The following is a 15,867-nucleotide window of genomic DNA, read 5'->3' as shown; positions in this document are numbered from 1 at the left end:
CTATAACAGAAGATGCGCTATGAAGAATATTTATATGAAAAGCGCGGTTGCCTTATGTGTGCTAGGAATATTGAGCGGCTGCGGTATGAATCAAGCCAAACGTTCAGCTAACGCTGCACACAAAATTGCTATTGAAAATCATCAGGGGTTATTGATTGAAGGAAATGTCTCTGCCGCCTTGATGCAGTTCCCTGCCGTTGTGACTGTTGTCGATAAGCAGGGGAAAATGGCTACAACTAGCACTGATTTACATGGAAATTACCAAATTAACGTGCAAGGCATGACTGCTCCTTTGGTGATTTCAGCTAAAGAGCAGGGACGTCAGTGTCATGATGAAAGTCAGCAGATGGGGATCTGTTTAGCGTCATTGTATTTTCCATCATCAGGTCACATGAGCCAGTCTGCGAGGGTTAATTTGAATCCGCTGAGCGATGCGATTACATCTCATGTGGCAAAAACTGCAGGCTTTGCTGGCCCGCAGGCTTTGGTTGATGCAAAAACATCGGCTAAGCTGTCGAAAACATCTTATCAACAGGCGATCGCATCTATCCATGCGGTCTTTGGGAAGGCGCTGGTAGCATTTAATCTGCCAAAGCAGTTTAATCCTATTGATTCTGCAGCAAAATGGCAGCCTCAGGCGAGTAAATTTTATTCGATGATGTGGGTCAATCGCAGTTATCAAAGCTCGAAGGGTGTTCCATCTGAAACAGTCTTGAGTGATCACTATTTTCGCCCGTTAGGGGTAAAAAATCGTGATGGTCAGCAGCTGCCTGTTGACTTGTCTGTGAGCTATAAAAAGCAGCAACGGGTGAACGATGCTAAGTATCGTATCTTTATCGTTGGCGATTCAACTGCGTCAATTTATCCTGCTTTTCGTTATCCTCGTATGGGCTGGGGACAGGTTTTTCAACAGCAATTTAATCCGAGTGATGTTCAAGTCATTGATGGTGCACAATCGGGGCGCAGTTCGCGATTGTATCGTAATGAAGGATGGTTTCGTTATCTGTCAAGCATGATGCGCCCCGGTGATTATCTGTTTATTCAAATGGGGCATAATGATGAGAAATGTAATGGCGCCAAAGCCTCACGAGGCCCAATTGATGTAGCCAATCTTTGCACCTATCCCAACACAGCTAATGGGAAAATGCAGTATCCTAAAGATCAGCCCAACATGTCGTTTGAGAAGTCTTTAGAGTTTTATATTGATTATGCTAAAGCCCATCAAGTAACGCCAGTGTTGTTGACCCCAACAACTCGCTTTAAAAATGCACATGGCCGTACCCAAACGCCAATTGCTTATGGTCACTTGACTAAAAATAACAGTAATTCTGGCTACGCATTTGTGGGCAATTATAGTCAAACCATTAAAGATACGGCGCGTAAAAATGGTGTTGCGTTACTTGATGTTGAAACCGGAACCATTGTAAAAGCGAACCAACTCGGAAATGCAAACTGGAAAAAATACTGGTTAGCTGTCGATCCAAATGTTTATCCATTCTACAAGAATAAAACAGGACGGATTGATAAACCAGATTCGACCCATTTTCAGCAGCGTGGTGCCCAAATGGTTGCAGACATCGTTGCATCTAATATTGCCGCCAATGCAAAACTTGCCAATTTAGCGAAATACCTGGTGAAGTCACAGTAATAAGATTTTGAAGAGAATAAGAGTGAACTAATCATCTTTATCAAGGGAGTTGTTATGAAGCATAAGTTATTGAATATAAGTGTCGCAGCGTTAGTACTTTGCACTTCATCGGCATTTGCGGCCAAAATCAAGAATATTAGTGCATCGGGTTATGATCAGGGAAATGGTCATACTGTGGCGCAAATTGCAGATGGTAAATCAGAAACACGATGGGCCATTCCATCATCTGGATGGGTTGAATTTGAGTTAGAAAAAACCTCTGAACTACATAACTTCTTTATTATTCCGTTTAAAGGCGACCAACGTAAACTTGGTTTTGAAGTACACTATTCACAAGATAATAAAGTTTGGACATCGCTCACTAACGTTAGAAAGCAAACAGATTTAGATGCCAAAAAAGGAGAGATTTTTACCTTTCCTTCCATTAAGGCGAAATATGTAAAATTTAACGTTTATGGTACGGATGTCAACCATTGGAGTGCGATTAACGAAATTCAGTTTAATAGTATTCTTAAAGTTAAACATCATGCGCTCTAAGATCGAGTGATGTGATAAACGTCACCTTTTTTCAGGTGACGTTTTTATTTCTACACTCTGGTACTACTTATCCGTTCGGTTGAGTAGGTAGCTCCATGTTTCGGTAATTGGATGACCATCTTTAGTCAAGTTTGCCCGCATTTCTACAGGTTTTTTGGGATTATTGACTTTTATACGTAGCGCTAAACGCCGCCCGCCAGTGACCGGGTTATATTGTAGTTGATGACTTATTAATGTCGCGTTGTTATCGACACTAATTTGGCTTTTTATACCGCTATCCCCCTTTGGCAATTGACTCAGCTCACCGCCTGCAAAATCAATTAAATATTCGATGGTTCCATCCGCTTTACGTATTAAATTATCCTGATAGGTTTGGCCTGGGGTACGCATGGTTTGTTTGACATAACCGAGTGTTTTGGAGCGTAAACGCTGTTCATGCGTACTAAAATCAATGTGATAATCAAAGCGTAAAGCCTGACCTCGTTTGGGTAGTTTATCGGGTTCCCAAAAAGCCACAATGTTGTCATTTGTTTCATTATCGGTTGCCAGCTCAACTAATGCGACGCGGCCTTTTCCCCAATCACCATCAGGGACAATCCAGCCGCTTGGGCGGCGATCATAGCGATCTTTTAGATCTTCATATTGGCTGAAGTTACGGCCTCGTTGCAATAGACCAAACCCTTTTGGGTTGGTCATGGCAAATGAACTAAATGAAATGTATTGGGGATCTTTTAGCGGGTTTTCCAGTGGTCGCCAAATCCATTCCCCTGTGCCTGTATGAATGGCTAATCCATTTGAGTCATGTAGTGCTGGACGAAAGCTGTGGCTAGCCCAAGGTTGGTTAGCACCATAGAGATACATGCTGGTCAGCGGTGCAATGCCGAGTCGTTTAACTGGCTTTCGCAAATAAATGCGGCTTTTTACGTCAACTCGTGCATCACCGTTCGCATTAGGTGTAATGGTGAATTGATAGGCACCAGAAGCACTTGGTGAGTTGAGTAACGCATATAACTTAAGCGAGGTATCGCCTTTTTTGGGTTTTTCAATCCAATAGGTGTTAAAGCGAGGAAATTCCTCGGGCTGCGCCTCTCCCGTATTGATGGCTAAACCTCGAGCAGAGAGCCCGTACACTTGATGGGGTCCAATCACCCGAAAGTAGCTTGCCCCTAAAAAACTGGCTACTTCATCGTCCCAGTTGTGTTGGGGATCAAGGTGATAAAGAATCTTAAAACCGGCAAATCCAAGATTTTTGACGGCCTTGGTGTCATGACGAATGTTGCCAAAACTGAAGTCATCGGCATGATATCGAATTGGTTGTACGCCGTCTGCTGTGATTTCATTGATTTTGACGGGCGTATCGAACTGCATCCCTTGGTGATAAAAAGCCAGTTTGAAGGGCAAGTCTTGATCTTGCCAATATGCGTGGTCGATTTTAAAGTGGATCTGTTGGTATTGGGCAAATTGTAACTGCTTAAATGTCGCCGAGAGATTACTTTGAGGTTGTTGATAAGGATGCATCGCTAAGGCTTTGGCCTGTGCGTCTACATCGTTTAAATTAAATGCATAACTCGGTTGCGCGAGTGAGCTGAGTAATACAAGTGTCATCCATCCACGTCGGTATTGCAAAAATGTGATAGACATATATTCAATAAACCTCATCGTCAGTTTTACTGGTTGCACCATTATCCGAGCGCCTTTGACATTAAAAAGTACATGTAAAATTCAGCTCTATTGCAGCATATCCATTCAGCGTCATCCTATTGAGCAAGTCAATAGGATGAGTCTAACGAATTTTGGACGCAATGGGAGTATCTACATACCCATGCTAGACAAGTTGACTGAAAAAAGGGTATCAATAGTGAAAGTGGCCACTTGGCATAATGGCTATGCCCTGTTTACGATATGACGGTTATGAACAAACAGGCTAATAATACATATTAGCCTGTTTTCAGCGGTCTGCTTTGTCACAATTAGGCGTTATAGGTACGAATATGCCGAAACATCATGACCGTGATTAAACCTATTGCCATCATCACCCAAGCAAACACTGCCATTCCCCAACGGTGATAATGTAATAGGGCCAACAGCGCCAAAGGCATCACACTTGAACAAATTGAGTAAGATATATTGTAGATTAGCGAGATCCCGGTCACTTTGATCGCCGATGGGAACAGACGGACGATTACTGCGGGTACGGCGCTAATAATACCACTGCAAAGGCCTGCGATAATGTAACATATCATCAGTGTTTGGAGGGAGTGATTTAACGACCAAGTGAGTAAGGTGGTGCCTAGTGCTAATAAAATGCTATAGAGGATCACCGAGCGCCACGGGCCTATCCAATCGGTCACTTTGCCAGCGATAACGCAGCCTATATTTAAAAATAAAATGGCGATACAGCTCATTTCAAATGTGGCACTGGGGCTCAAGCCATAGTATTTTTGCAGCGCAATTGGGGTCACTACAATGGCCATAATTACCGCCGAGGCGAGCATCGCGGTTAATATCGCCGCTGGAATGGCTGCACTGCGATGCTCCTGAAAGACCGTTTTTAACGGCATTTGTTTGGCTAATTGACGATGTTGCTTGAGTTCTAAAAAAACGGGTGTTTCACTGAGCCAGCGTCTGAGCCAGACAGAAATAAACCCGAAAATGCCCCCGACCACAAAAGGGATCCGCCAAGCCCATTGACGAATTTCACCATCACTATAGTGGCTGGTAATCAAAGTGGTGGTGAGCGCTGCAAACATATACCCTAAGGTGAGTCCAGCCTGCAGCAGACCTAGTGCATATCCCCGTCGTTCTGGTGGTGTGTGTTCACTGACAAAGACCCACGCGTTTGGTACTTCTCCGCCTAGAGCCGCGCCTTGGATGAGCCGGGCGACCAATAACAATAACGGGGCCCAAATCCCAATTTGCGCATAGCCGGGTAAAAAGCCAATTAACAAACATGGCATGGCCATAAATAATACAGTGCAGTTAAACATGTGTTTACGGCCGATTTTATCTGAGAAGTGAGCAATAACTATTCCCCCGAATGGTCTTGCTAAATACCCAACTGAAAATATTGCCATACTTTGAAGCAAGCGGATCCACTCAGGTACCGATGGCGGGAAAAATACATCAGCGATCGTGACTGACAAAAAAACAAAAATGATGAAGTCATAGACTTCCAGTGCGCCACCTAAGATTGATAGGGCAATCGTTTTATAATCTCTAAGAGATAGATTGACCGTTTGATTTTGTAAAAACATAGCTTCCAATCATTGTTTAGTCGCTTGTGGTTAACGTTTATGATTCGCAACCGATAAGCGATAGATCCATGAGTATATTCATCACTGACACGATAAGCTTATCGCAAGCGATTCGGTCATCAATGAGGTTCAATTTGTGGGTCTGCTGTGCGAGACCATGAGGACGGATAATACATGATTTTGCTGTGAATCGGAGCGTCTAGCGTGAAAATTGTACGCGTTGAGTCGTTGTTTTAGTTCTTCTTAGACAGTTTGTGTCACGATCTTTTGGTATGACATAGACGGTTGTGATACTGCGTACTTAAAACACTCATATCAGCTATTTCTAATAAGTGTTATCGCACTTTACAAATCGCTTGGTCGAAATCCGGCGCGATACCACTATGGAAGACGCTGAGTATCTCGCCAGGCTAGTGATTTGAGAAATTGATAGCTCTGTTAAAATGTAATGGGAAGCGGTTAGGGTTGTCTTTTTGAAACTAATTATTCAATAATTGTGACAAATTATGCTTTATAATCAGATTGCTGCTAAAATTAAAGCGATACTCCGAAGTATGCTCAGAGAGTACTGCGATGCTACACGCATGGTTCTGAGTTAACTGGCAAAGAAAGTGAAAGATACTCCCTGTTTCTGTTTTCTCTGTCAGTTCTTCGGAGTTTTAAGCGGAAGATCGAGCCCACTAAAAAGTTGTTTAATGTGGCGATGGGCAGCTGGAATATCCTGTTCTTGGACGGGTTTAGAAAATAAATACCCCTGGCCTTGTTTGGCACCTAGATGGCGGAGGTGATAATATTCTTCCTCGGTTTCAATTCCCTCAACGATGACTTCAATACCAAGCCGTGTCGCTAATTGCATGACTGTATCAACGATGACTGATTGGTCCGTATTTTCAACAACGCCACAAATAATACTGCGATCTAGTTTCAAGATATCCAACGGCAGTTGACGTAGATAAGCGAGTGATGAGTAACCTGTACCAAAATCATCTAATGCTACCCGTATCCCTAATTCCTGAAATTGTTTCATCAGATCAATAGCAATATTGGTGTTTTCCATCACGGTTGATTCTGTTAATTCCACTTTAAACCGATGTGGATCGACGTAGGCCTTTGACAGTTGTTTTGCCAGTATACTGGGGAGGGATTTTTGATGAAATTGACTCGCTGAGATATTAATTGCTAAAGTAAATGGCTGCTCATGCAGCGCGTTGAGTGTCCGCGAATTAGCTATGACAATCGATTTTTGAATCAACATATCGGTGAGCGGAATAATCAGTCCTGTTTCTTCGGCAATCGGAATAAATTGCATCGGTGAAATGATGCCCAGCTCAGGGTGATGAATGCGTGAAAGTGCTTCATAGCCAGTGATACATTGTTGACTGAAATTGACAATAGGCTGTAAGTAGACTTTTAGCCAATCGTGTAAAATGGCCTGACGAAGCCACTGTTCCACTTCAATGTGCAGCCATTGGGTTTGCCGATAGTGGTGTTCATACAGATCATAATGTTGATGCGTTGTATCTAATTGGCGAAACACCGATTGCGCGGCATTGAGCACATCTTCTGCCGACGTGAGTTGATAGCGGCGTACATCAATTCCAACAATTTGCGGCTTGAGCCACAATCGTTGTTTATCTATAAATAACGACTGGCTTAAGTCTTCGTCAATCTGACTGCATCGTTTTAATAATATTGTTGGATCACAGTTGCGTTCAAGTAATACATATTGCCCCTTCATGGTGATAGCCAACAGATCATGGAGGGTACGATGTTGGCGCATTTTGGCGGCTAGATGACTAATCAGCTTTTGGTGGCTCTTTTGCGCTAATACGCCCAGTAGATCATCAAAATTAGAAATGTTGATGACGATGCAACATAACGAATGATTTTGTTTGATATCATCCGCCAAAATATCGCTAAAGTAATTGAAATTCATCAGGCCAGATGACTCGTCAATGTAGTAATTTTGCGTCAAATCATTGATGGTTCCAGACATGCGAGTAGGAAGCTCATTGGGCGACTGGCGGTTGCCAATTCCGCGACACTGTAGATAGCGATAGCCGCCAAAGGGATCTTGGATGCGATATTCAATATCAAGATAAGGGGTGAGCCCATTGAAATAGTTTTCCAAGGCTTGATCTACTTTGGGGCGATCATCATAATGGATCAATTGCCGCCAACACTCTATATCTTGACTTTCTTGCGGCGAGAGCATGATGTCATTGAGGATCCGCTGTTCGCCAGAAATATTAATTTGATTAGAAATCAAATCCCATTCCCAGATGACAACAGCAGCGCCGCGCAAAATTAAATCTAAGCGTGCGGTCCGATCTTTGAGATGCTGCTCCAACTGTCGATGTTCAGTATTGAGCTCTAGCATACCGCGCTCAACGGTTGCGACTAAGTCATTGATCAGCTGTTTTAGTTGACTTAATTCAGTATCGGCCGTGTCATTGTGAATCCGACATTTGATGTCATGCTCAACAATGCGTGTCAGCTGTTGCGTAATGTCGTCGATTCGCCCGCGAAATTCATCATTTTTCATCTATTCAGCCTTTGAATGTCAAAACAAATGTGCCTTTGTATGTATCATGCACGTATAGAGCGCTCACGCATTTTGATTCCGGCACTGTTTATCTTCAGTATAAGATGACGTCACTATCTGTCTAAGAAAACGGAGACCACAATTACCATACTGGAGCAAAGTTTGATTGGCTTGAGACGTATCAATTAATTGTAGTTTAGTTGCATTTTTAAGGTGTTGGGTGTGGTATTTATGGGAGCTGGGGCCTCTCAATGTGACATCAAAAATGGACATCAATAAATAGGCGTTAGACTGATAAATGGAATTCATCTCAGAAAGTTGCATATGGCCCGTCCCAAATAGCACATCTTCAAATAACGTGAAACAAGTTGAAGCTTGACAGCATTTTAACAATATTAGATCAATCCTATCAAAATTGCCTTATTTGTTAGATGGCTCATTAATGCTATAAAATAAATGAAAAAGCTATCTGCGTTAGGGTGAACGCACGTCTATTCACTTTTTAAACGTAAGTGTTGGTTGACTAGGAAAAACGGTTCAAATCGTCCAAAGGTGATAGTTCTTATGCCAATCGTGTTTGTCTAATGAGCTTTAATTGATTGAAAAATGTTCATGCGGTTTCAGCCTCGCTTAGACCTTACTGGTTTGGCCTGAATGTCGATGTGGGGCGATGCCTTGACACCCTGTACAGTCGATTGCAAAAGCCTCGATATTCTATCTGGCACTATTGCAGTTGCAAACTCTGAGTAAATACTATAAAAAGCTTCGCAAGATGGGTTAATAATGGCATGATCTGCCCCATCGTGGGAGGAGAGTATGCCCGTTCGGGGATGACTTATTGGTTCGCGACTTGAGTCAATAAGTGATACGGCCCGTCCTCGGCTGTTTATGGCCGCTAACTTGGACTGATTGAAAATCATCATGATGAATCACTCGACGTATCATGAAGAGCGCTTTTCGGCTATCTTCTATATCTGCAGCTATTTGGTTTTTATATTTAGTTTATCGCTACTGATCCCTATTGCATTGTGTGTCTTTTATCAAGAAAAAGATATTACTGCATTTTTAATTACTTTTGCGATTACATTTTCCATTGGTTCGTTTGGTAAGCTGCGTAAACGCAGTGCCGATATTCGCTTGCGCGGACGCGATGGCTTTTTGGTCGTGGTCATTTTCTGGGTGTTATTCTCGTTGATGAGCGCGATGCCTTTTTTACTTGATCAGCATTTGCATTTTAGTGTTGCAGACGCCATTTTTGAAGGGATCTCGGGCATTACTACCACGGGCGCGTCGGTGATTAGCCATGTCGATGGCACCGCCAAAGCCATTCTTTACTACCGTGCTCAATTGAACTTCTTAGGTGGGTTGGGAATTATCGTATTAGCGACAGCGGTATTTAATTCACTCGGTATTGGTGGCTCGAAAGTTTATTTATCGGAAACGCCAGGTCCGCTTAAAGAAGATAAATTAACGCCTAAATTAGCCGATACCGCAAAACACTTATGGTTGATCTATGTGGTGCTTGCTATTTTATGTGCCTCGTCATTTTATCTCGCTGGTATGAACGTCTTTGATGCGATTTGCCACAGCTTATCGACTGTCGCGTTAGGTGGGTTCTCGACCCATAGCGCCAGTTTAGGTTATTACCACAGTGATGCCATCGAACTGGTTGGCGGAGTATTTTCGTTGTTAGCTGGGGTGAACTTTGCACTCTATTTTATTGCAGTAAATCGGCGCAGTCTTAAAGCAATTTTGCAAGATGCAGAATTTCGTTTTTATATCTCGGTTGCCCTATGTGTCGCCCTGTTTACCATATGCTCACTTTATTTCACTGGAACGTATGATTTTTCTCAAGCCTTTGTTCATGGTTTTTTCCAAAGTGCTTCAATGATGACGGACAATGGCTTGATGACCAATGATATTAATAAGTGGCCGACTTATGTGATGATTTTGCTTTTAGCCAGCAGCTTCTTTGGGGGATGTGTGGGTTCGACATGTGGTGGTATCAAAGTTATCCGATTTTTAATTCTTTATAAACGCAGTGAACTGGAATTAAAGCAGCTGATCAATCCACGTGCGGTTTATTTACTCAAGCTTGGCAATACCCGCGTATCCGAGCGGGTGACGAACTCAGTCTATGGGCTGTTCTTTATCTATCTATTATTTGCGGGTTTGTTCATGTGGATCATGTTGGCGCTGGGTTATGATCTCAAAAGTGCTTTTGGCACTGTGGCTGCCTGTATGAATAACATGGGTATTGGCTACGGGGTCACTATTTCAACGTTCGGAACTCTGAGTGACAGCGCAAAATGGGTGATGTCAGCGGCGATGTTATTTGGTCGTTTAGAGATTTTTCCTATCTTAATTGTATTTTCACGCAGTTTTTGGCGCCCCTAAAGGCGCCGCATTAATGGTTATAACGTTTTGATGAGTCCTGCGCCATCAGAGGGTTCACACACATAGATAGTCGCCTCCAAGCCACTGGCTTTAGGATACTCAGCGCGCACGGCTTGACAGACCTGTTCGGTCAGTGCTTGCGGCACCAACGCCACCACACAACCCCCAAACCCTCCTCCCGTCATACGGACGCCGCCGCGATCACCAATTTGGTGCTTGATGATGGTCACCAATGTATCAATCGCTGGAACTGTGATCTCAAAGTCGTCACGCATCGATTGATGGGATTGGGCCATTAATTCTCCTAATCGAGGTAAGTCCGCAGCGCTAAGCGCTACACATGCTTCTAGAGTCCGTGCATTTTCGCTAATGACGTGACGAGCCCGTTTGGCTACAACGGCATCCAGTTCTTTGTGGCGAGCTTCAAACTCCTCAAGCGTGACATCACGTAGTGCGGTTACGGCAAAAAATTCAGCCGCCTGTTCGCATTGAGCGCGGCGAGTGTTGTACTCACTATCAACCAAGCCGCGTTTGATATTCGAATTGACAATCACGACATCAATACCTTCAGGCATGGTCACGGCCTGAGTGTTTAGCGAGCGACAGTCAATCAGCAGCGCTTTACCCGCTTCACCTAATGATGAGATGAATTGATCCATAATCCCGCAGTTACAGCCAACAAATTGGTTTTCTGCTTGCTGACCAATCAGGGCGATAGTTTTACCATCAATACCGAGCTGATAAAGTTGATTGAACGTTTCTCCAATAGCGACTTCTAGCGACGCCGAAGAACTCAAGCCAGCGCCTTGTGGAATATTGCCGCTAATCACCAGTTCTGCACCATCGAAAGAATAGCCGCGTTGACATAAAAATTTTACGACACCACGGACATAATTGGCCCACAGATAATCTGGGTGTGGTGTTAAATCAGTGCTGGCACTGAAGCTATCACATTGATTGTTATAATCGACTGCAACGACTTTAATGAGCTTGTCAGTGCGTTTAGTCGCGCTGACAACGGTGTTGTAATCGATGGCACAGGGCAAAACAAAACCATCATTGTAATCGGTATGTTCGCCAATTAAGTTAACACGAGCTGGCGCTTGTACATCGAGCTCTGGAGGATGGCCAAATTGGCTCTTAAATGTACGCCGAGTGACACTAACGAGGTCATGAATAGGCATGCTTATTTCCCTTATAATTGTTCGGTATAGTGGACATCACTGAGCTGGCGAAGCCGCTCGGCTGCTTGTTCTGCGGTCAAATCTCGTTGGCTTTCGGCCAGCATTTCATAGCCCACCATAAATTTGCGAACGCTCGCTGAGCGCAGCAATGGTGGATAAAAATGCGCATGTAATTGCCAATGGGTTTTATCGCTATCATTAAATGGTGCGCCATGCCATCCCATTGAATAGGGGAATGAGCATTGGAATAAATTGTCATAGCGACAGGTTAATTGCTTGAGGATCAAACTTAGGCTATCGCGCTGAGCATCGTTTAATTGGGGTAACTGTTCGACTTTAAATTTAGGCAACAACAGCGTTTCGAACGGCCAGCTTGCCCAATAAGGGACCACGACTAACCAGTCATTATTCTCACAAACGACGCGTTCTTGAGCTTGGCTTTCACGCTGGGCGTAATCAAGCAACAATGCTTGCTCCTGTTGCTGATAATAATCGCGTTGATGGTTATCTTCATTAGCCGCTTCATTGGGTAAGAAGCTATTCGCCCAAATTTGCCCATGGGGATGCGGGTTTGAGCAACCCATCATGGCGCCTTTATTCTCAAATACTTGGACCCAAGTAAAGCGTTGACCCAATTCGGTGGTTTGTTCGGCCCATGTGTCGATTACCTCTCGGATCGCTGATAACGACAGTTGTGGTAGTGTTTTACTGTGATCCGGTGAAAAACAGATCACACGACTTAGCCCGCGCGCAGTTGCTGACTGAAATAATGGATCATCGCTATTAGGGACTGTTGGCGTATCTTCTTGCAGCGCCGCAAAGTCATTACTGAACACATAGGTTGATGTGTAATCAGGATTCTTTTCGCCACTAATACGCGTATTGTCTGGACACAAGTAGCACTTAGGATCATGGCTGAGCCGCTGACTGCGATCGGGTTCATCTTGTTGCCCTTGCCAAGGCCGTTTGGCGCGATGTGGTGAGACTAAGACCCATTGTCCGGTGAGCGGATTGTAGCGCCGATGAGGGTGCTCAGTAGGTTCAAACTGACTCATATTAACCTCTTAATTAAGATTCTGGATAACCGTTGGGGTTATTGGACTGCCAGCGCCATGTATCGTCTGCCATCTGGCTTAAGCTGCGAGTCGCTTGCCAATGCAGTTCTTTTGCTGCTTTAGTTGAGTCGGCCCAACACTCTGCAATGTCACCGGCGCGGCGCGGACAGATCTGATATGCCAGCGAGTGACCACAAGCCTGCTCAAATGCGTGTAACACTTGCAGAACGCTATACCCTTGGCCTGTGCCCAAATTATAGATGTGCACCCCTGCTTGTTTGAGACGATAGGTGAGGGCGGCGACGTGACCATCGGCTAAGTCCATCACATGGATATAATCACGCACGCCACTCCCATCAACGGTTGGGTAATCATTACCAAAAATAGATAACTTTTCACGTCGACCCACAGCCACTTGAGCAATATATGGGGCCAGATTGTTCGGTACCCCTTGTGGGTCTTCGCCCATGGTGCCGCTCGGGTGTGCTCCGACTGGGTTAAAATAACGGAGCAGTGTGATTGACCAATCGGGTTGCGCCTTGGCTAAATCTTGCAAGATACGTTCAATCATTAACTTTGATTGCCCGTACGGATTCGTTGCGCTCAGTGTTGGAAAATCCTCGTGGATCGGCATTGATTCTGGTTCGCCATAGACGGTGGCCGATGAGCTAAAGATGATTCGTTTGACGTTAGCTGCTTGCATGGCTTGCAGTAATGTTAATGTCCCAGAAACATTATTTTCATAATATTCGACAGGTTTCGCCATTGATTCACCTACAGCTTTTAATCCTGCAAAATGGATCACGCCATCAATATGATGTTGGGCAAACACTTCATCAAGGTGATGGCGGTTACGAATATCCCCCTGATACACCTGTGGGGTTTGTCCGCTAATGGCGGCGATCCGCTTGACCACTGTGGGTTTACTGTTAGAAAAATTATCAAAAATGATGGGGGTGAAACCTGCTGCTATCATCTGTAGACAGGTGTGACTGCCTATATATCCGGCGCCACCTGTGACTAAAATATTACTCATCGTTACTCTACCTTTTCGTCTGGAGTGTAAACGTTTACCCTAGTGATTATACTCTAATATTTTTTCTGCTAGGATGGGATTTAAAACTTAATGAATCGTGATGCCAATCACATGCTTTTTGCGCTTCGTTATTGATCGAATAGGTTCGGTATCCGCTTTTATTGGTTGCGTCTGATCTCACGCCGATCATTTCGTTAAGTCAGCATTGATGCTTCTAGGTATCCTTCGTCTGCTTTTATGTTCAGCGATCTCAAATCACGCTAACCCAACTAGCGTTTGATACGTTATTTCCCATTAAAATGGCGCGTCGATACAGCTTCATACCGTGGCTGACTAAAAGTAAGTTTGCGATGCGTCGTCTCAAATCAAAAACGTAATGGCAAAGGGGTCTACGCTGAACTCACTCATAGACCTTTCTAGTCTGTACCAATGTGGTACTCAGAGTTGGAGATAGTTTTATAAATGAATCAATAAGCCTCTCATAGATGTGACGTAGATTACACTTTTCGTTATTGGAAGCGCTTACAATCCAGCCGTGGACGCATAACAACGCATAACAAGGGGAAAAAAATGTTGAGCACGGAACATGGCTTAGGTTTTATAGACATGCTGGTCTTTGCCATATATGTCTTAATTATTATCGGGGTAGGGCTTTGGGTCTCTCGCGATAAAAAAGGCGTACAAAAAAGTACAGAAGACTACTTCCTCGCTGGAAAATCTCTTCCCTGGTGGGCGGTGGGGGCGTCTCTGATTGCCGCTAATATTTCTGCCGAGCAATTTATTGGAATGTCAGGTTCGGGGTATACCATTGGTCTGGCAATCGCTTCCTACGAATGGATGTCAGCTATCACGCTGATCATCGTAGGTAAATATTTCTTACCTATATTCATCGATAAGGGGATCTACACCATCCCCGAATTTGTTGAGAAGCGTTTTAACAAGAAATTAAAAACAATTTTAGCCGTGTTTTGGATCGCGCTCTATATTTTCGTCAATTTAACTTCAGTATTGTATTTAGGGGGATTGGCACTTGAGACTATTCTGGGCATTCCACTCATGTATTCGATTATTGGGCTAGCACTATTTGCCTTAGTGTACTCAATTTATGGTGGTTTATCCGCGGTTGTATGGACCGATGTTATTCAGGTGTTCTTCCTCGTTTTAGGCGGTTTTCTGACGACCTATTTAGCCGTTGGTTTTATTGGTGGGGACGCCGGTTGGTTCGCTGGTTTATCGAAAATGATAGCGGTCGCTCCGGGTCACTTTGAAATGATTCTGAGCCAGAGTAACCCGCAATATATGAATTTGCCGGGTATTGCGGTTCTCATTGGTGGTCTTTGGGTGGCAAACTTATATTACTGGGGATTTAACCAATATATTATTCAACGCACATTAGCGGCAAAATCTGTTCCAGAAGCCCAAAAAGGGATTGTATTTGCAGCTTATCTGAAAATGATTGTGCCATTTTTAGTCGTGCTTCCAGGGATCGCCGCCTACGTGATTACCTCGGATCCACAGCTAATGGCTAATTTAAACGGTGTGGCCATGACTAACTTGCCGAGTATTGCGCATGCGGATAAAGCGTATCCTTGGTTAACTCAGTTGCTTCCTGTGGGTGTGAAAGGGTTGGTGTTTGCGGCTCTTGCGGCGGCTATCGTATCGTCACTGGCATCGATGCTGAACTCGACTGCGACTATTTTCACCATGGATATCTATAAAGAGTACATTGCACCGCAATCTGGTGATTATAAATTGGTGAATGTAGGGCGTATCTCTGCAATTGTGGCATTAATTATTGCATGTTGTGTGGCTCCACTACTGGGTAATATTGGCCAGGCCTTCCAATATATTCAGGAATATACCGGTTTGGTAAGCCCAGGTATCTTAGCGGTGTTCCTGTTGGGACTATTCTGGAAAAAAACCACTAGTAAAGGTGCCATTATCGGTGTGGTTGCCTCCATCCCATTTGCCTTGTTCCTGAAATTCATGCCTATATCGATGCCTTTTATGGATCAAATGTTATACACATTATTATTTACAATAGTGGTTATTGCATTGACCAGTTTAAGCACATCTGAAAATGATGACGATCCAAAAGGGATTAGTTTGACCTCGACGATGTTTGTCACGGACAAGGGGTTTAATATCGCATCTTATGGCATTATGATTTTGCTTGCAGTTCTTTATACATTGTTCTGGTAGTTCTTAGAA

Annotated in this window: 10 protein-coding genes; 4 read left to right on the top strand and 6 right to left on the bottom strand. The window is 43.9% G+C overall.

The genetic code is table 11. From position 1 onward, the window contains the following. Nucleotides 1–19: 19 nt before the first annotated feature. Together ABUE30_RS07625 and ABUE30_RS07620 are read left to right on the top strand one after the other, a co-directional pair. A complete protein-coding gene (locus ABUE30_RS07625) occupies nucleotides 20–1,648 on the top strand; it encodes a GDSL-type esterase/lipase family protein (RefSeq protein WP_408623124.1) in 1,629 nt (542 codons plus the stop codon). 54 nt (nucleotides 1,649–1,702) lie between these two features. Then, nucleotides 1,703–2,185: a discoidin domain-containing protein gene (locus tag ABUE30_RS07620; protein ID WP_408623123.1), complete on the top strand. Its 483-nt coding sequence runs from the start codon at nucleotides 1,703–1,705 to the stop codon at nucleotides 2,183–2,185. Nucleotides 2,186–2,248: 63 nt separating this feature from the next. Here the strand turns inward: ABUE30_RS07620 and ABUE30_RS07615 are convergent, their stop codons facing one another. The 3 genes from ABUE30_RS07615 to ABUE30_RS07605 all read right to left on the bottom strand — a co-directional run bounded on the left by ABUE30_RS07615 (nucleotide 2,249) and on the right by ABUE30_RS07605 (nucleotide 7,984). After that, complete coding sequence (locus ABUE30_RS07615; RefSeq protein ID WP_408623206.1) at nucleotides 2,249–3,826, bottom strand: glucan biosynthesis protein G; 1,578 nt, start codon at nucleotides 3,824–3,826, stop codon at nucleotides 2,249–2,251. A gap of 329 nt (nucleotides 3,827–4,155) precedes the next feature. Beyond that, nucleotides 4,156–5,439, bottom strand: a complete 1,284-nt coding sequence (locus ABUE30_RS07610; protein ID WP_408623122.1) for an MFS transporter — start codon at nucleotides 5,437–5,439, stop codon at nucleotides 4,156–4,158. Between the two features lie 643 nt (nucleotides 5,440–6,082). Then, complete coding sequence (locus tag ABUE30_RS07605; protein ID WP_408623121.1) at nucleotides 6,083–7,984, bottom strand: putative bifunctional diguanylate cyclase/phosphodiesterase; 1,902 nt, start codon at nucleotides 7,982–7,984, stop codon at nucleotides 6,083–6,085. A gap of 921 nt (nucleotides 7,985–8,905) precedes the next feature. On the opposite strand from ABUE30_RS07605, the gene ABUE30_RS07600 reads away from it, so the two are divergent. Then, entirely contained in the window at nucleotides 8,906–10,381 is a 1,476-nt protein-coding gene (locus ABUE30_RS07600; RefSeq protein WP_408623120.1) for a potassium transporter TrkG, read from the top strand. Between the two features lie 17 nt (nucleotides 10,382–10,398). Here the strand turns inward: ABUE30_RS07600 and galK are convergent, their stop codons facing one another. The 3 genes from galK to galE are packed head-to-tail and all read right to left on the bottom strand — an operon-like array spanning nucleotide 10,399 to nucleotide 13,656. Next, complete coding sequence (gene galK, locus ABUE30_RS07595; RefSeq protein ID WP_408623119.1) at nucleotides 10,399–11,565, bottom strand: galactokinase; 1,167 nt, start codon at nucleotides 11,563–11,565, stop codon at nucleotides 10,399–10,401. Between the two features lie 11 nt (nucleotides 11,566–11,576). Next, entirely contained in the window at nucleotides 11,577–12,620 is a 1,044-nt protein-coding gene (locus ABUE30_RS07590; RefSeq protein ID WP_408623118.1) for a UDP-glucose--hexose-1-phosphate uridylyltransferase, read from the bottom strand. Between the two features lie 13 nt (nucleotides 12,621–12,633). Then, nucleotides 12,634–13,656 (bottom strand): UDP-glucose 4-epimerase GalE, encoded by a 1,023-nt coding sequence (galE, locus tag ABUE30_RS07585; protein WP_408623117.1) that lies wholly within the window; start codon nucleotides 13,654–13,656, stop codon nucleotides 12,634–12,636. Between the two features lie 570 nt (nucleotides 13,657–14,226). Between galE and ABUE30_RS07580 the strand changes: the two genes are divergently transcribed. After that, nucleotides 14,227–15,858, top strand: coding sequence for a sodium/sugar symporter (locus ABUE30_RS07580; protein WP_408623116.1), 1,632 nt, complete (start codon nucleotides 14,227–14,229; stop codon nucleotides 15,856–15,858). Nucleotides 15,859–15,867: the final 9 nt, after the last annotated feature.

This window comes from Celerinatantimonas yamalensis, from assembly GCF_046054155.1.
Classification (GTDB): domain Bacteria; phylum Pseudomonadota; class Gammaproteobacteria; order Enterobacterales; family Celerinatantimonadaceae; genus Celerinatantimonas; species Celerinatantimonas yamalensis.
Note: the sequence above shows the minus strand (reverse complement) of the source record. Positions and strands in the feature narration are given on the sequence as shown.

Excerpts from the sequence above, each read along its gene's own strand:
- ABUE30_RS07625 (WP_408623124.1), top strand. The coding sequence starts at position 20 with ATGAAGAATATTTATATGAAAAGCGCGGTTGCCTTATGTGTGCTAGGA.
- galE (WP_408623117.1), bottom strand. The coding sequence starts at position 13,656 with ATGAGTAATATTTTAGTCACAGGTGGCGCCGGATATATAGGCAGTCAC.
- ABUE30_RS07610 (WP_408623122.1), bottom strand. The coding sequence starts at position 5,439 with ATGTTTTTACAAAATCAAACGGTCAATCTATCTCTTAGAGATTATAAA.
- ABUE30_RS07600 (WP_408623120.1), top strand. The coding sequence starts at position 8,906 with ATGATGAATCACTCGACGTATCATGAAGAGCGCTTTTCGGCTATCTTC.
- ABUE30_RS07580 (WP_408623116.1), top strand. The coding sequence starts at position 14,227 with ATGTTGAGCACGGAACATGGCTTAGGTTTTATAGACATGCTGGTCTTT.
- ABUE30_RS07590 (WP_408623118.1), bottom strand. The coding sequence starts at position 12,620 with ATGAGTCAGTTTGAACCTACTGAGCACCCTCATCGGCGCTACAATCCG.
- ABUE30_RS07615 (WP_408623206.1), bottom strand. The coding sequence starts at position 3,826 with ATGTCTATCACATTTTTGCAATACCGACGTGGATGGATGACACTTGTA.
- galK (WP_408623119.1), bottom strand. The coding sequence starts at position 11,565 with ATGCCTATTCATGACCTCGTTAGTGTCACTCGGCGTACATTTAAGAGC.
- ABUE30_RS07620 (WP_408623123.1), top strand. The coding sequence starts at position 1,703 with ATGAAGCATAAGTTATTGAATATAAGTGTCGCAGCGTTAGTACTTTGC.
- ABUE30_RS07605 (WP_408623121.1), bottom strand. The coding sequence starts at position 7,984 with ATGAAAAATGATGAATTTCGCGGGCGAATCGACGACATTACGCAACAG.